We start from the raw sequence: 22,817 nt of genomic DNA, 5'->3' as shown, positions 1-22,817 counted from the left end.
CGATAAGTAAATCTCGATCGGCCGCCTGCCAACGACTTCTCCCAGCTGCCTGAACTCCCGTTCCCACATGGAAGCAGGTAAAAAGTGCCGGTCCAAGCTTGGCGGATGACGCAAAGAAAAAGAAAAATCGGGTAAAGCAATCATGATTTCCTATTAACAAATTTCCAGAGTAGTCCTCTATTCGACAAGATGAAGATATGGTGAAATCTCTTTTTTCCCTTCGGTTCCGGGCCCATCAAGATAGACCAGTAAAACCGGCCGCGGAATCCCCGTCTTGTGATCCACACGCAGCCGATAGGGCTTGCCAGCCTCCAAACGAACCGGCGAAGCTGCTATCTCTTCCTCCGAGTTCGGGGTATTCACAATCAACTTCTCACCGGCCTGCCACTTTCCATCCTGATTGAGATCGAGAAAGACACTGGCGTGACCACTTTGGGTTTTCGCTGAAATCGTATAATCTCCTGAGGCGGGGGGAATGAGCAGACTTTCATGCAACTGCCCAATCAAGTCCACATTGCGAAAAGGCCCCCTCAAAAATGGTAGTTGATAACTTCGTATCTGTTCTCGTTCTGAAATCTCCTCCATATCTGGAACAGAAGCCCCACGCTCCACCTCAAGCTGAAACTCGGTAACCTGAACCCGGTTCTCCCAGTTATTGAAAAACTGGAACGTGTCTCCACCCACAAGTGAACCATCCTCACGAAAGAGTCGTGCTCGCACCGAGAATCCCCCTGATTGGGAAAAAGGCCCCTCGTATTCAGAACTGGATTCACCCGGAGCCTCTGGGGCCGGAAAGTAGGGCCCGGTCATTTGATTACTGAAGCCACCGAGCTCATAGCGAATCTCACCATCGATTCTAGTCCGGTTCTCAAGTTTTACTTCCAACTGCGCACCCTCATACGGCTGATAAATGTCATTAATTGGGAAGCTCTCCACCTCAACTCCAGCTACGATGGCAACCGGTTGCACGATTGGCAGAAGCCGCGCCGAAACCTCCTGCGATCGCTTTTTCACGGCCGCAAATGATTCCTCCACCCCGGGATTCCACAATCGTTCAGCCATCACCGGCAAGCGGGGAATCAACTCGTTCATTACCGACTTCTCCTCTTGTTCCCAAAAGAGAAGCTGCCCTCCCAGAATCTGGTCGTCCAAGCCGAGAACAGAAGCATCCCATTCATGGTCTGTGCGATCCGCGTCCCGGGGACCGGCATCTTCATACACCGGGCGACCGGGCTCCCAGTGCATGAAGAGGTCCTTGTGCCAACGATGGATCTCCTCGGGAAAAAACTTTCTGCCACCCGTCGATCCAGGATGGAAGAGAGTCCCTCCGCCCACGACATACATGGGCTTCCAAGAACAGTTAATGACCTCGTAACCCGCCCGTAGCAGATTCCAAGGCGCATTGTAGCTCGACTCCCAGGCCATCACCAGGATTCGGTCTTCTCCCGTTGCCGGGAGCTCCTCCACGGGGGCTCCCCCAAACCCTTCCCAAACCAAGAGCCTTCTCTTGCCTCCCGGCGGGTCGTCGCGCAGATGCTCATTCATTGCCGCCAGGAAGGGTTCCAAGGCCGAACCCGCTGAAGATTCATCTCCACCAATATGAAAATAGGGTGAACTCGCAAAGACGATCAACATCTCATCCATAACCGCCTGTATCTTTGCAAAATTGGCAGGGTCGGCCACATCCCTATCACTTTTCGTCGGTTCCAAATAACCCGATTCTTTCAGACGGGCGGAATGCCCCGGAAGGTCCATCTCCGGAATCAAGGTGACCCCCCGATGATCGGCATACTCGACCAAACGAACCAGATCCTCCCTACTATAGGAAATATTTCTCTCCAACCGATCCGTTATACCCGGATAAGGGAACGTGAAAAGCTGATCATCAGTCAAATGCAACTGAAGATAGCGAATCTTATACAGACGAGCCATATCCACTACCGACTGGATGACCTCAATGGAATGGGGCTGCCTCGCGACATCCAGCGAGATACCTCGATAGGCCGCAGCCGGCGAGTCCTTCACCGTCATCGCGGGGAGATAAAACCCCCTTTCGTCTTCCCCCAAGGCTTGCAGCAAGGTCGCCGTGCCATAGGCAACCGCCTTGTAGTAGGGCGCTCTCACTTCGCACCCCTTCGCTGTGGTTCGCAATTGATAGCCCTGCACCTCCTCCGCCTCCGTCTCCGGAAAGGGAGTTGCCGGACTCGAAAAGCGGAGAAGAATATCACTTCCTGGCGGGACCTGCCCTCCATCCCACTCGACCACAACAGGGGCCCGACCCGTGAGTATCTCGAGTTCCCCCGCCAGAACCCGAGCCAGCGGCTCTAGGCTGCGCTCCCTCTCGCGAGGGGCCTCCCGAGTCTCAAAAAGAATTCGCGTTGCGTCCGAAAGGCGAAGAGCGGCCTGTTCCCGGTGGAGCTCCAGTTCACTTGGCCGAGGAAGGAAAGTAACCTCACCCTGCCCATCGACAGCCATCTGACCTTTGCTCAGCAAATCAGACTGTGGCGATTGGGAAGAGGACAGAATCTCCCCCTCCCCCCGAGTTCCAATCTCTTCCCCAGCGGTAAAAACCGACCCGAGAATAAAACAACAAACAACCGAACATCGCAATAAACGCATCATCAAATTATCAATAAAATAAATTAAAAAATATCCCTCCCCTGGAACAAAAATTCTCTCCCACCAAGGTTGCCGTAACCGTCTCTCCGACCCGGATCCCGAAAAAGAGCAGGAAAAAAGAAGGCTGGCCAATCCACCAGCCTCCCAAATACCGCAGACAGTTCACCTCTTACGACGGACAAAACCAGCCGCCGAGAAAATGAGCAAGCCAAGAACACCCGGCTCAGGAACAGACTCAAACTGAATCCCATTTAGAGGAACGAAGGCGGAACCGGTTGAGGTCAGAAGAATCGTGGCGGTTCCCCCGTCAGAGACAAAAGAAATCTCGGAAGACATTAGGTCTGCATCTGTCGCGGTTGAGGAACCATTGATGCCGGTAACGGTCCCTGCCATTGCGAACCCCAGGACTCCCCCCCCAAGTAAGGTGGGCGTGATGGTTTGACCGGCGTTGAATCCTTGATTCACCGTATAGGATTCATTATGACCAAAGAGAAAAGACACCTCTTCACCAGCCATCAATCCCTCCACACTGACAAGAACGGTGCCATCACCGTTACGCCCCACCCACATATCTGCGTAAAAGTCCGGCATGCTCAAATCGGGCAACACATTGGTTCTCCCATCAGTTGCATTCCGCCCCACTATAATCCCGCCAGCCCCTCCGGCCGTCAGCGTAAAATCCAGACTTCCCGCTGAGAAAGAATAGCTGGGCGCTCCGCCATCAGCCGCCAATTGGATGATCGCTCCTGCTTGCGGAGCCAAAGTTTCTCCAGCTTCAAGCTGCTGAAAATCGACCAGAGTGACAGCCGCCCCCGAACTTGCCACAAGCGAACACAGAACTCCGTTCAGGCAACCAATTTCAATATATTTTCTAAACTTCATAATCTCTCGTCCTAACAGAAAGCGAGCCATACCTACTCACAAAAAAGGAGCCTACGGTTAACTCACTCATAACAACCTACATGACCTTTGAGTAAGGAATCCAGCCCATACTCCCTTGTTCACAAAATGCACATTTCTATACTCCCTTTTAGCGTCTGCGTGCATCTCGCCTCAGCGAGAGTGCTTCAGCATGATATGGCGCTCTCGCCATCAACAAACTCCGGCATCACCCAGTGCGATCGAGGCACTCCCTTATGCTCACTTTCAATTTCCTGAACCAGCAATCTTCCCAAATATCTTCCCAATCGTTCTTCATCCGCTTCGTATCGGGCTATACTTGGGATGCTTTCCGCCAACAATCTGGCATCCAGCCGCGAAATCACCGCTGCATCCTGAGGGACCTGGCACCCCCGGCGGTTGAGGTGACCGATGGTCGCTGGAACGTGATTCGCGAAAGCAACCAGATAGCCGTCAGGGCGAGGATTCTGTTCCAGTAAGGAATCAATAACCCGACACAAACTTTCAATAGTATCCTCATATTCAAGACAGAAGGGACGCAACCCGGCCTGCATACAAGCTTTCCTAAAAGCATCCACACAGGCCAAATCCCCAGCCGTGGATTTGGTAACCGTCAGGAAGGCCAGATTCTTCCGACCACGTGCCGAAAAGAGCCCGACCGCATGGCGGCACGCGGCCGGCAAATCGAAGCCGGCATGCGACAACACCACATCCGGAAAAACATCACCGATCGCAACCGCCGGGATTCCGCATTTCGAAAACCATTGCTGAATCTGTTTGTTCGGCCGATAGAGCAACCAAGCAGCCGTCTTTTCACACCGGGTGATTCTACTCAAGTTGGAAGCGGGACTATTGAGGTCCCACAAGCCGGGATGATAATCGAATTCCAAATGGTAGCCTGCGCGACCCACCGCCTCGCTGACCACTTGTAGTATGACCTGCGTTTGCCCGCCAATGATGAAACGCGGATGGGGACTGAGCACACGAATCAACTGCAAGTCCTTCCGGACTGTCGTGACCTTGGACTGGGTGGGCAGATAATTGGCCGCAACCTCGTGATGAGCCCCCCGTCCTCCCTGGACCAAAACGCCCTCATCGAACAATGTCCCCAGGGCCCGCCTCAGGGTGCCTCGCGAGACCCCCAAATCTTTGCAAAGCTCGCTTTCCGAGGGAAGATGCTTTTTCCACTGGCCGTCGTCGATCCGTTGTCTCAAGCAGCTGACAACTTGATCAACTAAATTGGCACGAACAGGACGCAAGGACATTTCAGATTGGGACATGGATTGGAGATAGTTGTTGATGGTGAGCTAGGAAGAACCGGATGAAACCGGGACACCCCACACTCATTTACTGCACAAAATCAGCCAAATTTGACGGTTTTTTCCTGCCTTCTCTAACTGTCTCTCGATAGGAGCATTCTGCACTATCAGGCAGCGGCCATCAGTCGGGAATGGCGAGGGGAGCGAGGTCAATAACGGTGGTCACTGTCGGAGCGCTTGCCCGTTTGCTGACCCCGGCCACAAAAATCCGACGCTGTTGATCCACATACTTTAGCCTTCTTTGCGAAAACGGTTTCCAAGAGCCTTCCTTCTCCCGCCGATAGACAAAATCGGTCTGAGCCATATTGAAATCGTCTTTATGCTTAACGGCGGGAACGACCTTCACTTCGCCGGGCTCGGCCGCAAGTTTGTGTTCGCCAATGGCCAAGCCCACGTCCACTGAAGTCGCGTTGATCAAGCGGGACTCCCCATAGGGAAAGGCTCCGGGGGAATCATCGATCAGGAGGCTCCTATACTCACCCTCACGTTCCGCAGGGAAAAGAACGAGGATGACCTTGGAGAGGCGATCGTCAACTTTCACGCTCACCGCCAGATGGGCCACCGGATTTTGGGGATCAATCGTCTTCTCGCGATAGAGCCGAATTTCGCCTTCCACCGCCTTGGTCAGCACCAATTCGGAAAGCTCTCCATCCCGAAAAGCGAGACGATTGAGATCAGACCCTTCTCCTGAGAGATAGAGCTCCGGAGTTCTCCGGAGAGGATCGTAAACAACTGCTCTCAACCCTACCTCACGCGCATTCGCCTGAGGAAGTAGGAGGGACACCAATCCGAGAACAAGAACTGCAAAACGAGGCATTAGGTTTGTTATCATAAATTAAACTTCACTGGGGTGCAACCAACGAAAGGAAAGCATTTTCAACTTGCGCCCGAAGCGACGGTTGATAGCCACCGCTTCATCAAGACTATCCAACCAATCGGAAGGCCGCAGACTGGAGTCCACATAGTCGGGGAACCGTTGCACAACAGCCTCTGCATAGACCGTCGCCAAGATATTGCCATTGTTGTCGCGAGCTTCGCCCATGGTCCGGATGACAAAAGTGTCGGAGCGCACCGTGGCTCCAGGCTCGAGGAGCTTGAGAACATCTCCTTGAGTGATCCACGAAGGAGCCCCTTCAGCCGGATTTCCGGTCGCAACTTCTGGGGTGGTGTAAGGATACACCTCGGGGTCGGAGATATCGCGAATATCAACCGGCACTTGGTCAATGAATAACTTCTCATTAATTCCCGACTTCCTAATCGCTGAATCTAGGGCACCGCCGCGGGAAAGCTCGGATTGTCCTTCGACTCTACGATTCACAAATTCCGACAGAGATAAAAAGGGACCTCGTGCGCGAACTTCTTGCACGATTTCTGCAGCCAGGCTTTCTAACTCTTGCTCGGAAAGTTCCTGATAGCCATTCCACTCATTGGTTCGCTCATCATCGGCTTGCTCGAAATCAACTGGTTGAGAAATTTCCTCTCCGTTAGGAAGTGTCATCCCCAGAATGGGCACTCCGTTCGCCTGCCTTCTCGCGAGTTCCGCACTTTTCCCCCAGAGGGTGACGAGGTCACTCCCTTTCAGAGTCCCCAAAACCGCTTTCCAGGCTTCGCGACTCGTTGAATTCACATTGAAGGGTGCACTCGTCATCTGATACTCGGCCAACAACAGATGGCGTTCACTTTCCTGCTCCGAAAAGACTTCCTTCGCGTCTGACCGGGAGGTCCCGTTGGGCAAATGAAGTTTTAACGATTGTGACAGCAAGGGTTCTCCCTTCTCGACATAATCACTCCAAATGTCCTCGGAAGTGCGGGCTCCATGATCTACAACTGAAGAGAAATAAAAGCCATCATAGAGAGCGTGATTGGCCAACACGGAATGATCCAGGAGAGGAAAGCCAGACACCTGGTCGTTACTCTCAATCACCCGGTCCGTATTCATCAAAGGAGAAACTCCAGAGTTTCCAATAGGCTGCACAAAGGCAGGCAAATAGGAAGACCTTAAGGCATTGGAACGACGGAAATCGGAGATGGCAAGCATTGGCCCGGAGGGAATCTCGAAAAGAGTGCCGTTCTTGATCCCGGTGAAGGAAGTATTCCCATAAATAAAGGGAGTCCGGTATTCCGCATCGGAAATGAGATAATCTTCAGCGTCACCATTAGAGGCGAACGCCTGTAAATTCATCTCATGGGAAAGACTACCCGCCTTCCGAGTAGCGAGATCAATGCTTACTACTGGAGTAGCCGGATTATGGTGGAGGAACGGCTTTCCGGCCAAGCGGCCATCCTTGAGGGAATTGAGCGCGCCTTTCACTTCATCTCTCCGTCCAGTCTCATAGACTCCGCCATTAGTCGTTCTTGCATAAGCGGAAAAGACCGCAAAGGTTTTGGCTCGCGCGTGATCCTTCAAAGGTTCGCTGTTGGGCACATAAGCCTCCAACACCGAGAAAGAACCGGACTGGGGGTATCGATACGATTTCTTACCCATCAGGTCCTGTAGGTCTTCATCATCGTTGAACCGGAAGCTCAATCCGCCATAAGACTGCCACTCCCCGTTGGAATAGACCTCGGCTTCCACCTTGAATTCTCCCATCGGGTTTTCTGCCTGATCCACGAAGCCAAAATCGATACTCATTTGATCCGTTGCCTTCAAAAGGCACACCCCTTGTCCGTCGCTCTGCATGGAAGGAGAAGTGTCGTAGGGAGCGTGGGTGGGGGTGATCCAATCCAAGTCGAATCCCACACAGCGCCCATAGAATCCCGGACGAGCCTTCATCTCTTTGTCAACCAGCTGATTGCCCCAGTTGGTGAACTGGGTCTCGCCAGGGTTGCTATCGCCAATCTGGTTGGCCAAAATAGAATTGGGATTGAGATAGGGGCCACAGATCATGCTTTGTCCCGGCTTGAGAACGATTGAACCACGAGGCTGAGAAGAGAAAGGGCTCGGCCACCTGGCAATATCCAAGAGGAATCTCCCCTCTTTCTGCCTTGGACCTGCATGAACAAACATGTCGCTTAAAGGCACCAATGACCGGCTCTGTGCCTGGCGATTGATATTCAACCTCACCCCCACCGGCACCTTTCCAATCGCCACCTTGAAGCGCTCGAAGGAAATACTCGTATTGTAAGGGTTGTGCAGGGTAACCAATGGGGTATAAACGAGATGACCCATATAGTCCCCCCACCAGTGGGAATCGCGGTTCACAAACGAGTAAAGCATCTCAATTTTCGAAATCACCGGAACGGGAGAAAAGCTCTTCTCCGGAGTCAAATCGTTGATCTTTTTCGACTCCTTTAGCGCGAGACCAAGAGTGGGACTGTCATCCGGGTTCGTCAGATCTTGGTAAATATTATGGTAACTGGCCAAGGCGCTCCAGTAAGGATCAGAGGGGCCAGTAAGCCCATGGGTGGACTGGTAAAGGCGTCCATCTTTTCCTCCGAGTTCGTCGGGGATTCCATCTTTGCGATTGAAGAGACTGGAGAGGTCCCTTTTCAGCCCCCCCTTGCGAACATCAGCTAGCACGCCGAAGGAGTAAGGAGTGAGGTGATTGCGGAACGAGGAGAAGCCATCCTTACCGGCAACCAGATCAAACTGAGCATAGTCAACCAGCTTGCCGCTCAGCGCTACTGCCTCCCTGTATTCCTCCTCCGTGGAGTCAGAGGGGAGAAAATCAGCAGTCACTTCCCGGTCTCCTACGACCAAGGAGGTAGCCGGCCGATGGGAGGCGAGCAAGGCCCGTTCCTCACTCAAGTTCCGCGCGACAGGATTGCGGTAGACATTGAGCCGGGCCTTCACCGACTCATCCGAGACATGCCAGGCGTAGGCCCCGCCCAACTCGCCCTGATCGGCGGCTGCGATAAGCACCCGCTCAGCATATGATTTGGAAGAGATTTCTGTTCCTGCTCCAAGAGAGCCATCGCCGACCATTTCCACCGCGTCAGCGGTCCAACCGCTTTCGACGAAAGAGGCCCTTTCAACATCTTGTGGCTCCCGGGAAGAAACAAGCCACCGCTGAAAGCGATTCTCCTTTTCACTGTCGTAATCAGGGGAGCTATTAGGATCGTAGTCCCAAGACTCCCAAACACCCACCACGTTGCGCTTGGCTACGGTCTCCCCCCGGATGTCAGAAGGTGCGGTAATCGCCTGATCCCGCCCCAAGGTCTCCTGCAATTCTCCAATGGCCAAAACGAGCGCCAACCGGGCATTGGCTCGTGCCACTGAAATGGCTTCGGACTGGTTCGCGCTGCGGATCGTTACCGCTGACAGGGAAAGGAGCCCGGTAGCGATCAAAGACAAGAGGAGCATCATCAAAACGACGACGATCAAACTGAAACCATCATTTTTTGCCAAACCGGCCAGAATACCACGACGTCTGCGATGGACCAGCAAAGGAAAACTCTTCGTCACTTGCTTTTGTTCTGATAATTGAGTTCTCATGATTCTACATCTATCCTACAGCACTGCGCAGGCCATGACTTATTGAAATCGAAAATTGAAAAGATGTTCAACGATGGAACACCTTCCTGTTTATCTCCTCCAGAGGGAGGGCTAAAATTGAATATGGAAGGGACAAGTAACCGTTTTCTCTTCGAAGGGAGATTGAAACAGGCCGGTCTTCGTTCAACAGGCGGGAAGACCGACCCCTTTCAAGCAACATTTGGCCAGGAACAGTCACCTGCTCCTGAAAGGAAACCCAACCTTACGGCGCAGTCACCGAGACATTGTCAATATACCAACCAATATACTCGCTCGCAAAGCCGGCGGTCGTCAACTTCCATTCGATAATCACATTCTTGCCAATCGCGGCGGCAGGAATTGGAATCTCCCGGTTTTCCCAAGGAGAGATGGCGGTATCACTATCGAGAACGGCAAAAGTTCCGAGCACGGCATTGCCAGCATCCGCATCCAAGAAGTTGATGGAAGCCGAATCACTGCCATCCAGATCCAGCGCCTGACTATAGCGGAGAGTGGCTTGCGTCACGGCGGTCAAATCCACGGACAGTCGCAGTGCGGCATCAGTGCTATCATTGTAATAGCCAGAATCGCCTCCTTCACTTGCCGCCCCGAGTCCGAGGGCCCAGCTTGATTGGGAGGACTCGGCTCCACCGGAAACGACACTTCCATAGCCATTATCGGAATCCGGCATGCCCCACATCCAAGTGGTTCCCGCTCCTCCACTCAGGTCCACGGCTTCGAATCCCCCATTATCGCTCTCGAAGTCAGACGAAAAGAGGACAGTCGGCGGGGGTTGATAAGCTCGCACCACATAGAAAGTTCTTTCTTCTGATGGTAGGGAAAGACTCACTTCATTCACGCCACTCTCATCGGCAGCGAGGCCCACAAACTCCTCCGCGACGGCTGCCCAATCGCTGGTAGGAAGAGAAAGATCCTCACTCGCAAGCAAATCGTAGAGCATCCCGGACTCATTGTTCCATGTGAGCTTAAGCTCCGCTCCTACACGAGCAATTTGCAGCTGCGGACGCTGGCCGAGCACCTCGATCTCTTCGACCACAGATTGGAAATCAGAACCGATTCGAACATCATCGATGACGGCATCCGTTCCGTAGAAGCGGAAAATCAACCTCGGTGTGGATGACATCACTTCCTGCTTCACCACGGTAGGGGAATCAAACTCATATTGGGGATCGACCCACATTGTCGTTTTATTGGCTGTAAAATCAATCCGGGCTACGATGCGATAGGTCTGCTCCTGAGTATAGGGCTGAAAAGAGGGTCCCTCCTCATTGTTGATACCAAAATTGGAGGTCCAAGCATGCCCCAAGGCACCGCTATAACTTCCTCCGGCCGACACATAGGAGTGACCGCCGTATTCAATCTCATTGTAGAGATAGCTCAGATAGAACACTCCCTCCCCCCAATTTTCCACGGTATGGCCGATTCTGGCATCCAGATCTCCTGTGCCATCGGCTGTGGCGATGACCCCTTGCAAGCCTGAAAGCCCGGGGCCGATTTCGAAGGTTCCAGCATTGCCTTGATACTCCCAGGCAGCAGTACCATCGAGTCCGATTCCTTTACCGAGCTGGCCAATCAAGGAACCTGAAGCATAGCCCTCGAATTCTTCGTGGAGAAAAAGCTCTCCCGGGACGCCCGAACCAGTGGTAAAAGACCATTGCAGGCTTGTGGTCGGCGATCCTGAAGAATAGTTAGAAACAACTTCCCAGTGATAGGTGGTGTCGGCCTCGAAGGCGGGGTATTGATAACCTTCCTCCGCGACGGTGGCTACGGGAGAGGCAGGCCTTTCTTCCCCCTCTTTCCAAAGATAAAGATCATAGGTTTCCGCGTCGCTGGATGACCACTCTAGAGGAAGGTCCAGCGGCACCCTTTCCGCGCCATCAGGCGGCAAAATGGCATCCACTCCATCGCCAGTAACAAATGACCAGACCTCTCCGGTCGAGGTCCCCGCACCATTGGTCGAGTCAACTCTCCAATAATACAGAGTGCCGGCCTCCAGGCCCCCGGGCTGGAAGCTGTAGCTCCCGGTGGTGCCATTGGGCGATTCGGGAACCGGATCGCCTTCCTTCCAGAGATAGACATCATAAGTGACTGCTCCGTTGGGTATCCAAGCCAAAGAGGTGTCGAGGAGAATGTTGCTCTCCTCATCAAGAGGAGCATCTACAAAGGGTGCCACTGCCAAGTCTTCGGCATATGCGATCGCCACATCCTCATACTCAGTCCCGATGCGGATATCATCGATGAGCCCGGAACACCACGAACCGATACGAAATCTCGCATTGGCTCCCTGGGCTTCTTCTTTGAAGGCCACGGCGTTGAATTCAGGAGAACTTGAGTCGAGAATAGGGACTGTGTTGGGGTCCGGATCGACCCACATGGTGGTCGTGCCGGCATCCCAATCCAAGAGAGCGACAACCCGATAGGTTGTCTTTGGAGCGTAAGCGACCCCTTCCCCGACGTTATTGATTCCCCATGAATTGGTCCACGCGTGACCCACCGCACCGGAAAAATTGTCTCCACCGGATACATAAAAATGCCCTCCATAAGACAACTCATTGTAAAGATAGCTCATCCAAAGCTTACCCGACCCCCAGTCGGGGACCGTATGACTGATGTAAAGATTGCTGTTCCCTGTGCTCCGGATAAAGAGTCCATTGCCTCCCGACAACCCTGGAGCAAGGGTGAAATCCCCGGCATCACCGGTTTGCTCCCAATTTCCCTCCATGCCGAGACCGAGACCCGGCTGCCCGTCTATGGAGCCAGAGTTGTAACTATCAAAATCCTCCTGAAAGAGAATATTGGCCAAGCCGAGGCCTGGGATCATTGTTGTTATCGCAGTTGCGATTGCTAATCTTTTATGAACTCTTTTCATTTTCCTGCTTTTTCATTTCGACGGCCATGTGACACCGTGCTGAGTTGAATGTTCCTGTTCGACGTTCTCTCGAGAACCTGGGCCTCTGTAATGATTTCCATCCTGCAGAATCAGCCGTTCCGATTGTCGGCAAATTCGACAGAAAGCCCGCACATTTCTCGAGAGTGATACTTTATCATGTCAGGTCATCCGTCATCGTTCGTCAAACGTATTGAAGCTTGTCTACCCAGTAGACAACTGGGAAAGTATTTCAATTGTGAACACCTCCCATCGGGCAAGCGGAAGGATTCACCTTGAGACTTCCCGTCAGGCAGTGGCCGCTTTCCAAGCCAACCTGACATAGGAAACCAGGCGCTGAGATCACTGAACTAGCCTAACGAGAAACAGCTTCGATAGCGTTCATCCTACTTTGAGCAAGAAACAGACCACCTACTGGTCGTGACCCCTTCCTGCAATCTTGTTCACGAAATGAACAACTTGTCGAACAAGGTGTCTCAACAGAGGAAGGCCTCAGGAGATCTCTGTTTCAAAGGCCAAGCCAGGCCCTTCGCAGCCGTTCGAGAAGGGAACACCTCGTCCCTCGGCTCCATCGCCTCCGGCCGGGAGCACAGGGGATGCCCCGGCCCTTTTACAACTTGCAGAACGGGACTGACTACCAAGAGAACCGATGCGATTCTCCTGGCTCAAGAAGAATAGAAAGCTTCTCTTTTCCGGAAACTTGGGCTTCGACCAAAAGTTTACCTTTTTGCCCTCGGACCACGACCAGATCAATCTCTTCCCCAAAAGATTGGATTGACGTCAGGCTCATCTTTTCCCACCCCTCTGGCAGCCGGGGAGTCACCTCAAACTGATTAAACCCTGTTGGCTTGATCCCGAAGAGTCCCTCGAGAAACACGCGGCAATAGAGAGCACTCTCGGCAGAAAGGTGGGCCATATCTCCCTCAGGATAAGCCTCGACTACATAAGGGACGCGGTCGCCCAGGAGTCGTTTGCGGGAGAAAGCACTTAATTTCTCAAGGGACTGCCCGGTCGCACCCGCCGCAAGCGCTCCGCGCAGAGCATAGAGAGTTCCCCGGTCCCAGAAAATTCGGGAGATCTTTTCGTTGTCACTGTTCTTCTCCACATGCACGCCATTCTCCGACCAAAGCCCTTCGAAGAGGGCCCGGGTTGTCTCCTCAGCGCGATTGTAAATACCAACCACCAATGGCAGACAAATCCAATGGCGAAGGTATTGGTGCTCCTCGTAGTATTTGTAAGTTTGATACCCTTCCACCTTCGCCCCAAAGTAGGACTCGATCGCTGTTCCCAAGTCTTCCTTCTGTTTAAGATAGGTCGCAATCTTGCCCTCATCGAGCTCCAGTTCCCTCGCCAAATCGACCGCATGGTCCAGCGCGCCATAATAGAGAGAAGAAGTGGAAAGATTAGCCTTTCCCGTCTCAATGCGACCCTCCATCTCGTCAGATTCCGAAAGAACCACTCCTTGGTCATTCAACTGCCGGTGACAGTATTCCAAACACCACGCGACGAGGGGCCATAACTCTCTGGCAATCTCTTCATCACCCAGCGCGAGAGCATAGTGGGAAGCCCCATAGGCAATCATAGCGGCGTCACCCCGATCTTTTGGGAACGGTTTGACCAAACCTTCGATCTCGAAGGAATAGCGGATAGGTTCAAACTCCGGATTGATTTCCTTCGCGAAAGCCCGGAAACAATTCATTGCTGACTCATTACCCTCCTCATAGCCGAGATAGGCAAAAAAAGGATTGATGTATTCAGCCTGATCATTAGCCCATATCCCGACGTAGTAGCGTCCCCCTCCGGGAGAGTGAATCAAGCCCAACTCAGATTCGAAAAGACTATCTGAAGCGCGCACTTTGGAAAACTCGAAAAGAGTATTCAGGACAGGGTCGGGGGTTTCCAACTGCAAAGTCCCAGCCACTCGGTCCAAAAAGGCTCGTCTCTTGGCCAGCTCGGTCCCGGCCTCGACGACGGGCCACTTTTCCTCGGCCATTTTGGCAGCCACGGAGAATGCGAAGACTGCTTGGCCTCCCGGCGGAAGCGTCACCCCTTCCGGGGCATTGCTTGCTATCCGGCGGGTGAACTTTCCTTTCGCTCCAAAGTTTTCGATTTCAAGCGAGGTGTTTGCTGAACGGAGCTGAAGAGGTTCGTCAGTGACATTCCGCACAGTCCACTGCTCGAGGAACAGGCGCTGGTCCATGGAAGGAAAAAAGCACCGCGAAAGCTCCAATCCCGAGGCTGAAGGCTCATGTTCGATGGTCAAGGTGCCGTCAATAGCCACCTTTTTGACCCGACCGGGCACAAACTCCATGTCCTTGAGATAGATCTTCGGCAAGAGATCATCTCCATAGGAATCCTGCAAATAAGCCCGGTAGTCGTGAAACCAAGAGTCCTGTTCGTTCTTGAACTCATGAAGCTGGGGAAAAAAGATCTCTCGCTGGAGGGTGAGATTTCCCTCCGAGTCCACGGAATAAGAGATGATCCCAGAGACCCTCTTGCCCGACATTTCAATATTGTCCTCGTAGGGGAGGACTCCCTCCTTATCCAAGGACAACTCGATGCGGCGGGGAGCCGCGATTTCCCAGCATTGTTCGGGCTTTGAGCTTGAAATTGCCTCCCCTGTGCTTGGCTCCCCAGACAACGGCGACAGAGGTGAAAGAAGAGTGAAGATCGACCATCCGAGCAGTCGCGGGAGCGTTGGGATTTGTTTCATGATTTGAGGCAATTCGAGTCTCGTGCCACCGGCACGACGGAGCGGAGTGAGGAAATTCAATAGTTCACCGCAGCAACGAAGCATTTTTGGACAAAATTTCTCCACTTTTGCGCATTCTCTCAGATTACGGCCCCGGCCAGCGGGGACAATACCCCTTGCGGCAGACGGTTCCGACAATAGAGAGAATTCCTCTAGGAGCACCATGCAAGCGAAGCTAGGGATGGGTCGGGCTCTCGACAAGAAAACGACAAGTTGTCAACCCATTGAATATTTCCGCTCCAAATCAGCGGTCTCTTTTCCGAACCTGAGAAGGACTCATTCCGTATTGTTTTTTGTAGTCCCGCGAGAACTCCTGCACGCGGGCAAAACCGACCCGAAACGCGACTTCGGTAACGGGAATGGGAGTGTGCTCCAAGAGTCCGCGCGCATAGCTCAAACGGATTTCGCGCAATCGTCGGGCCGGAGAGTCGCCGGTAGCCAGATGGCAAGCACGGTTGAGGGTCCGGTTGCTCATCCTGGCAAGATGTGCGATATCCTGTAGGGAGAAGGATTCCTCGAGACGCTGCCGCAGAAGTCTTTCCACCTGCCACCACCGTTGGGGAAGCCCCATTTCCTGCCTATCCAGCGAAGGGGTGAAAGCTTCCAGGGGTGCGAAATCGAGAACGAGTTCGGCCAAGCGTGAAGTGGCCAAGAGGGCCCGCTCCAAGGAAGGCCGTTCTTCATCTTGCCAAATCTGCAAGAGTTCGTGAGCGAGTCCCATGGTCCTTGCTCCCCCGGGCAAGACCCGGCAGTCCAGAGAGGGAGGAGAGAGACCGGGAGCTGAGAATCCGATGGTTATAAAGCGCCAGGGAGCGCGAATCACTTCGCCCGTCACGGGTTCGGCCTCGTGATACCAGACAACATCGCCCTCCCTGAACTGCTCCTGCAGGCCCCCGGCAGTTTGGCGCACTTCCCCTGAGAGAGTGATATGAACCAAATGCTGGGGCGTGCTCTCCGAACGAAAACTCCCGGATGAGACCCGCTCTCTCTCTGCGACAAAGAACAAGCTTTCGATTGGATTCGAAAGGGGAGCCGGCAATCGCTTCATCACGGCAGAAAACTAGCAGGCACTTGGCCAAAAATGCGACATTTTTCCCGTCGAATAGCGCAGCGAATTTTCTCTCTGTCGTCCACGCTGGTAGAGATTCATCGAAAGATGGACAGCAACGATCAGACTATGGCTAAAATCTACTATGTGGGAGACTGGGCGGTCATGCTTGGACCCGTTTTTGCGGAGACTCCCTTTAATTATGCGCCCAAGGGGACGGAAATTTTCAACTATGGCGTCTGGCTGAAAGAAGCGCTGGAATCGACGGGCGAGCATCAGTGTGACAGCGTTCCGACCTGGGACTTCTACCGCAACAAGCCTGGCGAGTGGGAAAGGATCCTGGCGGAATACGACGTCATCATTTTCTCGGATGTGGAGGCGAAGAACTTCCAGCTCGATCCCTCCTTCTTTGATCGGTCGAAGTTTGGCAAAGAGCCTCTCACCTTTCCGGATCGGGTGAGATTGACCGTGGAAGCCTGCCAGGCGGGGACTCATTTCATGTTTCTCGGAGGCTGGTTGAGCTTCAACGGCGAAATGGGAAAAGGGGGCTGGGGGCGAACACGTTTGCGCGAGATTCTGCCCTGCCAGTGCCTCGAGGTGGAGGACCTGCGGGAATCCACCGAGGGCTTCGTGCCCCGGCCGGTTGATCATAAAATGTCCATCTTTGAAGGGGTAGACTTTAGCAGCGCGCCTCCTATTTTGGGATACAACATCGTTCAGCCCAGAGAAAATTGTGAGGTGGTCTTGGAGTGGCCTGAGGGACATCCGGCAGTTTGCACGGGGCAATTCGGAGACGGCCGGGTTCTCGCCTACACCTCCGATCCCGCGCCGCACTGGGGCTGCAATTTTGTCTACTGGACGGAGTATCAGAAGTTCTGGCTGCAAGCCTTGAACTGGTTACTCGACAGTTAACCCGCGCCTTTCCCACAAGTATCAAACGACACACAACCTAATGAAAAAAACTATTTTGCGACTGCTTTTGTCGCTCTTTTTCTGCACTCCCACGGCGCTCTCTGTCGAGCCCACGGTTCTCCCGGCTCCCAAGCAAATGCAAACGGCCAAGGGGGGCACGGCCCTGCCTCTGAGCGTCTCCGCTCCCGAAATTTTCTCCGCTCAAGCGCAAGCCTTGGAGGGAGCACTCAGACAATTGTTCCCCCAGAGTGGAGCGAACTCCGCCAATTCCTCCACCATCGAGATTCAGCAAGCCGAGGGGCTGGGCGCGGAAGGCTATCGGATCGACATTCAGGACTCCGTGCGCATTTTTGCCACGGAGACAGAAGGAGTCGCCCGCGCGGCGGCCACCCTTCTCCAGCTGGGCGAGGCCGGGGCGGAGGGTGCGTGGTTCCTACCCCGGGGCTCCCTGGCGGATTCACCTGACTACGCCTTCCGCGCCTTTCTCGTCGACATGGGTCGCAATCCCCACTCTCCGGCGACTCTCAGGGAGATCATTGACGCCATGTGGCTGGCCAAGACCCGCTACCTGCACCTGCACTTGACTGACGACCAGCTTTTCTCCTTTCCTTCGACCGCTTTTCCCAAGTTGCTCAGCGAGCAGGCGGGCTGGACCCTGCAGGATTGGCATGAGATGGAGGCTTACTCCCAGGCTCGCGGAGTGACCATCATTCCCGAGTTGGAGGCTCCCGGGCACTCGGGCATCCTCCGCAACGAGTATCCGGAGGTCTTTGGCAAAACCCCTACCGAGCTGGCCTCGCTGGACTCGGCTTACGAGGGCTTGACCACCATTTTGGAGGAGATGATGGCGGTCTTCCAAGCCACTCCCTACATTCACATCGGTTGCGATGAAGCCTTCGGGGTGGACGAGCACTTGCAACGCGCCCTCGTCAACCGATTGCACGCTTTTCTCAAAAAGCACGGCCGCGAAACCATCGTCTGGGAAGGGCCGCGCCTGGGAGAAGGCGAAAACAAGGTCAACGAAGAGGTTATCCACATGAACTGGCGCTCGATCGAGATGCCAGCGCCCCAAATGGTGGAGGCGGGCTACCGCCTCATCAATGCCAACTGGGATCCGCTCTACGTGGTGGATCACTATCCCCGCACCATGTTCACTGCGGTCCCGACCCAGGATTGCTATGAGCTGGACCTCACCCGCTTCAAGCACATCAACCATGCCTTCGAGACCTTTCACAAGCCCCTCACCATCCGGAAAAGCGAGCAACTCCTCGGATTCTGCATGGCTTGGTGGGAAGGGAGGGAGGAAAACGTCCTGCCCCTGTGCCGCCAACGGCTGACTGCCGCCACGGCCCGGGCCTGGAACGACCAGGGTGAGGACTCCTTTGAGAGCTTTTTGCAACGCGACCAAAAGTTGGCCGGACTCTTGGCCCGGCTCCATCCCGGAGAAAAAGCCACTCCTACCGGCGGTTGGCCCGACCGCCGCGAGCCCTCCCTGCCCGGCAACCTGGCTTATGGCAAAGAGGTCACAGTTTCGGCAGGAGCCAGCCAACCCCACTTTGGTCCCCAGCGATTGACCAATGGTGCCACGGACCGCTTCGATCACTTCCTCGGCTTCCCCACCAAGCCGGAGGCCCTCGAGATCACCATCGACTTGGAAGAAGTCACCACCATCGATCGCATCGAAGTCTATGAAGCCGCCGTCCATGGCAGCTGGGAGAGCTACCAGGTCCAGGTTTCGCGGGATGGGCGGAGCTACCGGACCATCGGGGAAACCCGGAAGGGCAGCCGGGGGGACAGCAACAAAGTCGTCCACCCGGGTGACCAGGTGCGGGCCCGCTACGTGCGTCTGCGCACCGCAGGCTGCGAAGACCTCACCTTCCCAAGCTTTTCGCGTCTTTGCGAAATCATGGTGTTCGGCGAGTAGAGTCCTGCCCGCGACCAGGCCCTCCCCAGGCGGGGAGGGCTTTTTGCCTTCTTCCTTTCCCCGCATCCATGCAAATCCAAGCGATAGCCAGTGAGCCAGGCGGACGATCCAACGAAGACCGGGCTGGCTCCGGCGGGGCCTTTGCCTGGATGCTGGATGGGGTCACCGGGATCACCTCCGAGCGTCTCTTTCCAGAGGAAAAAAGCGATGCCATTTGGTTTGCCCAGAACTTCGACCATGCCCTGCAAGCCCTGGCTCCCGGGAAAGAGAATCCGCTCGACCTGCTCGCGGCAGCCTTGCGCCTAGTCCTCGCCCGGGCCGACCAGGAGAACCCCCGCTGGCGCACCTTTCCTCCCCACCTTCTGCCTGCGGCTTCGCTCTCGCTGGTGCATCTCGGCGAGGAAGAGACCACTCTTCTGTCCATTGGAGATTGCATCAACTTGGTCCGAGAAAAGGACGGCACCCTCCGGCAGATTGGCGATCAGCGGGTCGCTCGTCATGAGGAAGAGTCCGTCGCCCTCCTCACCCGCTTGCAAAAGATCCGCCCCGCTCTCCCTCCGGCGGAACTCTCTGCCCGGCTCCGTCCTATTCTGAGTCAGCAACGAAGGGAGCGCAACAGCGCAAGGGGCTTCTGGGTGGCCGATCTCAGCGAACGATGGCTTCCCGAGCTCGTGTGCACCACCCTGGCCACCTCTTCTCTGGCGCAGATCCTCCTCTGCACCGATGGCCTCTATCGGCTGTGTGATGTCTTCGGCCACTTTTCCCAAGAGGAATTTTTTCAGCGAATCGCCCGCCAAGGCGTGGCCACCGCCATTGCGCTGGTGCGCCAGCTGGAGGACGCGGATCCGGATTGCACCCGCTTCCCCCGCCTCAAGCCTGCGGACGATGCCACCGGCCTGCTCATCTCTCCTTGAAAGCTTTCCCATTTTCCCCGCCAGCTCTCCTTCCCGGGTGGCAGCGGCAATTGTTCTCAAAATAAACACCTTCCCTCCGGCGGCTCTCCCGGCACCGGTCTCGACCTTGCACGCTCCGCACAAAATTCTCAGAAAGCACACAAAGAGAAAGAACTGCAACCTGCCAAGCTGGAAAGACAGCTTCGCCGGCGCGAGTCGAGGGAAAGCGCAAAAATCTCCCCGCTCTCCGCACTCAAGTTTAGTATTCCCTCTATCTCTCCTTTTCGCTTTCTATCTCTGCCATGCTGCTTTGCAACAGTTCACTCGTTTCGCTCAGTTTCTGGGATTGGCTCATCATTGCCACTGTGCTGGCAATCTCCCTACTCATCGGATTAGTCACGATGAAGAAGGCGGGGAAGAGCACTTCGGACTTCTTTCTCTCCGGCCGCAACATGCCTTGGTGGCTGCTGGGAGTCTCCATGGTGGCCACCACCTTCGCTGCCGATACTCCCAACCTGGTGACTCAGATCGTGAGGGAAAATGGAGTGGCCGGCAACTGGGTCTGGTGGGCCTTCATTCTCTCGGCCATGTTGACCACCTTTGTCTTTGCCCGCCTCTGGCGCCGCTCGGCAGTGATGACCGATATCGAGTTCTATGAGCTACGCTACAGCGGAAAGGCCGCCAGCTTCCTGCGGGGGTTCCGCGCCCTTTACCTGGGAGTGATTTTCAACACCATGGTGATGGCCAGCGTCAATCTCGCGGCCATCAAGTTCGGCACCGTGCTGCTCGGGCTAGCCCCATGGCAGACGCTGCTGATGGGCTGTGGAATCACCGTCATTTACAGCTCGCTGGGCGGGTTGCGCGGGATTCTCGCCACCGACTTCTTCCAGTTCATGCTGGCGATGGCGGGCTCGCTGGGAGCCTGCTGCTATCTTCTCAATCTCCCGGAGGCCGGAGGGCTCACCGCGATGCTGGCCCACGAGAACGTGCTCCCCAAGCTCGCCCTTTTTCCCGATTTCTCTAACTGGGACCTCGTGATGGGCACCTTTCTCGTGCCCCTCCTCGTCCTCTGGTGGTCCTCCTACTATCCCGGGGCCGAGCCCGGCGGAGGGGGCTACACCGCCCAGCGGATGCTCTCGGCCAAGAATGAGAATCACGCCTTGGGGGCCACCTTGTTTTTCAACATCGCCCACTATGCCCTCCGCCCCTGGCCCTGGATTCTGGTCGCTCTCACCTCACTGATTTTCTTCCCCTCGACTGAGGACTTGGCGGCGGCCCTCCCGGCCGGGCACAAGGGATTGGCGGCGGACGACATCGCTTATCCCCTCATGTTGACCAAGCTTCCCGCTGGCCTCCTCGGCCTGGTCATGGCCTCGCTCATTGCCGCTTACATGTCGACCATTTCCACCCAGCTCAATATCGGCTCCTCCTACCTCACGCACGATTTCTACCGCCGCTTCCTCAAGCCTGCGGCCTCGGAGAAGGAGCTCGTCTGGGTGGGGCGCCTCTTCACTTTCCTCATCATCTTCCTCGCCGCGCTGCTTAGCCTCGTGCTCGACAGCTCGACGACAGCCTTCCAATTGCTCGTGCTCGTCGGGGCCGGCAGCGGGCTCATCTACCTGCTGCGCTGGCTCTGGTGGCGGGTCAATGCCACGGCGGAAATCATCGCCATGGCCGTCTCTTTTCTGGCCGCCTCCTTTTTCGTCCTCGTCTATCCCCGGATCGTTCCCGAGGGCGCGCAAATGGCGAACTACTGGCAAAATACCCTCGTGGTGGCCATCACGACCGTGTCGTGGATCCTGGGAGCTTGCTTCGGGCCGCGGACCGACCCCGATCACCTCAGAGCCTTTGTCGCGCGCATCCGTCCGCCGGGACCGGGTTGGAAGCCTTTTGCCGCCGCAAGCTCCGCCTCGCCCGACGCCTCGCGTCAACTGCCGCTCGCCCTCTTTGCCTCCCTCCTCGGGGTGATGGCGGTGCTGGGCACTCTCCTCGGCACGGGCTATTGGCTCTACCGCGCAGTCGCCCCCGCCTGTGTGTGCTCCCTTCTCGCACTGGCTTCCATCGGCGGACTCCTCGCCCTCCGGAAGAAGCTCTAGCCCGGAAGGCCCCGGGGCCCGGGGTTTTCAAAGAAAAGGCGCGAGAAGTTCTTCGAACTCGGTATCCGCCACATTCTCGCGCAGGAAAGCCTGCGCGGTGGGGATGTGCTGGCGATACCACTCGTTGTGATAATTCTCCACAATGTTGCCATAGGCTCCCAGGGCCTGCATCAGGCGCTGGATGGCGCACTCGCGCAACAGTTGCGGGATGGGGCGCTCCTCGGTGATGTCCTCCCAGAGGTCCAGCATCCGCTCCCTATCCTCGGCCGAGTGGTTCATGTAGGGATCGTAGAGGAGGGAGGCGAGGTCATACTCCTGGTGTCCCCAGCGCATTCCTTGGAAATCAATCAGGTAGGCCTTGTCATCGTGGAGAACGATATTCTGCGACTGCAAATCGCGATGAACGAGGTGGCGGTGGCTGCGGCCCAGGCGGGTGGCCAGTTTTTCCAAGGCCTCACTCGTGCGCAGGGCGCTGGCATCGCGCCCCAAGTGCTTTTCCACGAAGTGATCGCAAAAATAATTTTGCTCCCACTGATAAGTCTCGGTGGTGAAGGGCGGCATCATCTCCAGGTCCTTGGGCACCTTGGTGTAGGCCAACTTGTCGAGCTGGGTGAAGACCGAGCGGTAATAGGGCTCGCGAACCTCGTAGGGCTCGTCCTTCAGGCTCAGCAGGTCCTTCTCCCCCAGATCCTCGACGATGGCGAGGCCCTTGGGCTGGTTGTCATAGAGAACGATGGGCACATTGAGGCGGGCCGACTTGAGAAAAGCCGCTAGAGGTAGGAAAAAAACGTTGTCCGGACGCTCATCGGTATAATGGAGGCCGATGAAGGTGGGATGGCCTTCTGGCTTCAGCCGGGCCAAGGTGCGCCCGGAGGCTCCGCTCGCGATGGGCTCCAGAATCACCTTGTGTGTCGGGTAGAGGTCCAGGTGTTGGCGAATAGCAGTCAGAAGAAGGTCGGCAGCCATGGGGAAAAGAAATGGAAGCGGCGATGA

At 55.4% G+C, this 22,817-nt stretch carries 13 protein-coding genes; 4 read left to right on the top strand and 9 right to left on the bottom strand.

The window, feature by feature from the left end; genetic code table 11:
* Positions 1-177 precede the first annotated feature (177 nt).
* The 8 genes from JIN78_RS06690 to JIN78_RS06655 all read right to left on the bottom strand — a co-directional run bounded on the left by JIN78_RS06690 (position 178) and on the right by JIN78_RS06655 (position 15,999).
* The gene (locus tag JIN78_RS06690; RefSeq protein WP_267907028.1) at positions 178-2,475 is read right to left on the bottom strand and encodes a family 20 glycosylhydrolase; all 2,298 of its coding nucleotides are present in this window, start codon (positions 2,473-2,475) and stop codon (positions 178-180) included.
* A gap of 306 nt (positions 2,476-2,781) precedes the next feature.
* Positions 2,782-3,501 carry a PEP-CTERM sorting domain-containing protein gene (locus tag JIN78_RS06685; RefSeq protein WP_200391178.1) on the bottom strand — a complete coding sequence of 240 codons (720 nt, stop codon included), beginning with the start codon at positions 3,499-3,501 and terminating at the stop codon, positions 2,782-2,784.
* 185 nt (positions 3,502-3,686) lie between these two features.
* Positions 3,687-4,799 (bottom strand): GntR family transcriptional regulator, encoded by a 1,113-nt coding sequence (locus JIN78_RS06680; RefSeq protein WP_200391177.1) that lies wholly within the window; start codon positions 4,797-4,799, stop codon positions 3,687-3,689.
* Between the two features lie 160 nt (positions 4,800-4,959).
* Entirely contained in the window at positions 4,960-5,580 is a 621-nt protein-coding gene (locus tag JIN78_RS06675) for a hypothetical protein (protein ID WP_200391176.1), read from the bottom strand.
* Positions 5,581-5,673: 93 nt separating this feature from the next.
* Complete coding sequence (locus JIN78_RS06670) at positions 5,674-8,517, bottom strand: hypothetical protein (RefSeq protein ID WP_200391175.1); 2,844 nt, start codon at positions 8,515-8,517, stop codon at positions 5,674-5,676.
* A 1,018-nt stretch (positions 8,518-9,535) separates the two neighbouring features.
* Complete coding sequence (locus tag JIN78_RS06665; RefSeq protein WP_200391174.1) at positions 9,536-12,133, bottom strand: hypothetical protein; 2,598 nt, start codon at positions 12,131-12,133, stop codon at positions 9,536-9,538.
* 700 nt (positions 12,134-12,833) lie between these two features.
* Positions 12,834-14,753, bottom strand: coding sequence for a hypothetical protein (locus JIN78_RS06660; RefSeq protein ID WP_200391173.1), 1,920 nt, complete (start codon positions 14,751-14,753; stop codon positions 12,834-12,836).
* 442 nt (positions 14,754-15,195) lie between these two features.
* Positions 15,196-15,999 (bottom strand): AraC family transcriptional regulator, encoded by an 804-nt coding sequence (locus JIN78_RS06655; protein ID WP_200391172.1) that lies wholly within the window; start codon positions 15,997-15,999, stop codon positions 15,196-15,198.
* A gap of 129 nt (positions 16,000-16,128) precedes the next feature.
* Here JIN78_RS06655 and JIN78_RS06650 point away from each other — a divergent pair, with 129 nt between their 5' ends.
* From JIN78_RS06650 to JIN78_RS06635, 4 genes are all read left to right on the top strand, one after another.
* Positions 16,129-16,911, top strand: a complete 783-nt coding sequence (locus tag JIN78_RS06650) for a glutamine amidotransferase (protein WP_200391171.1) — start codon at positions 16,129-16,131, stop codon at positions 16,909-16,911.
* 40 nt (positions 16,912-16,951) lie between these two features.
* Positions 16,952-18,835, top strand: a complete 1,884-nt coding sequence (locus tag JIN78_RS06645) for a family 20 glycosylhydrolase (protein ID WP_200391170.1) — start codon at positions 16,952-16,954, stop codon at positions 18,833-18,835.
* Between the two features lie 68 nt (positions 18,836-18,903).
* On the top strand, positions 18,904-19,749 hold the full coding sequence (locus JIN78_RS06640; RefSeq protein ID WP_200391169.1) for a protein phosphatase 2C domain-containing protein: 846 nt from the start codon (positions 18,904-18,906) through the stop codon (positions 19,747-19,749).
* Between the two features lie 281 nt (positions 19,750-20,030).
* Positions 20,031-21,824 carry a sodium:solute symporter family protein gene (locus JIN78_RS06635; RefSeq protein WP_200391168.1) on the top strand — a complete coding sequence of 598 codons (1,794 nt, stop codon included), beginning with the start codon at positions 20,031-20,033 and terminating at the stop codon, positions 21,822-21,824.
* 27 nt (positions 21,825-21,851) lie between these two features.
* Here the strand turns inward: JIN78_RS06635 and JIN78_RS06630 are convergent, their stop codons facing one another.
* Positions 21,852-22,790, bottom strand: coding sequence for a phosphotransferase (locus JIN78_RS06630; protein ID WP_200391167.1), 939 nt, complete (start codon positions 22,788-22,790; stop codon positions 21,852-21,854).
* Between the last annotated feature and the right edge of the window lie 27 nt (positions 22,791-22,817).

The sequence above is a fragment of the Roseibacillus ishigakijimensis genome (assembly GCF_016595415.1).
Taxonomy (GTDB): Bacteria; Verrucomicrobiota; Verrucomicrobiia; order Verrucomicrobiales; family Akkermansiaceae; genus Roseibacillus; species Roseibacillus ishigakijimensis.
The sequence above is the reverse complement of the archived record's forward strand: the minus strand, read 5'-3'. Positions and strand labels throughout refer to the sequence as shown.

Coding starts and splice junctions, on each gene's coding strand:
- JIN78_RS06690 (WP_267907028.1), bottom strand. CDS start 2,475: ATGGCTGTCGATGGGCAGGGTGAGGTTACTTTCCTTCCTCGGCCAAGT.
- JIN78_RS06685 (WP_200391178.1), bottom strand. CDS start 3,501: ATGAAGTTTAGAAAATATATTGAAATTGGTTGCCTGAACGGAGTTCTG.
- JIN78_RS06680 (WP_200391177.1), bottom strand. CDS start 4,799: ATGTCCCAATCTGAAATGTCCTTGCGTCCTGTTCGTGCCAATTTAGTT.
- JIN78_RS06665 (WP_200391174.1), bottom strand. CDS start 12,133: ATGATCCCAGGCCTCGGCTTGGCCAATATTCTCTTTCAGGAGGATTTT.
- JIN78_RS06655 (WP_200391172.1), bottom strand. CDS start 15,999: ATGAAGCGATTGCCGGCTCCCCTTTCGAATCCAATCGAAAGCTTGTTC.
- JIN78_RS06650 (WP_200391171.1), top strand. CDS start 16,129: ATGGCTAAAATCTACTATGTGGGAGACTGGGCGGTCATGCTTGGACCC.
- JIN78_RS06645 (WP_200391170.1), top strand. CDS start 16,952: ATGAAAAAAACTATTTTGCGACTGCTTTTGTCGCTCTTTTTCTGCACT.
- JIN78_RS06640 (WP_200391169.1), top strand. CDS start 18,904: ATGCAAATCCAAGCGATAGCCAGTGAGCCAGGCGGACGATCCAACGAA.
- JIN78_RS06635 (WP_200391168.1), top strand. CDS start 20,031: ATGCTGCTTTGCAACAGTTCACTCGTTTCGCTCAGTTTCTGGGATTGG.
- JIN78_RS06630 (WP_200391167.1), bottom strand. CDS start 22,790: ATGGCTGCCGACCTTCTTCTGACTGCTATTCGCCAACACCTGGACCTC.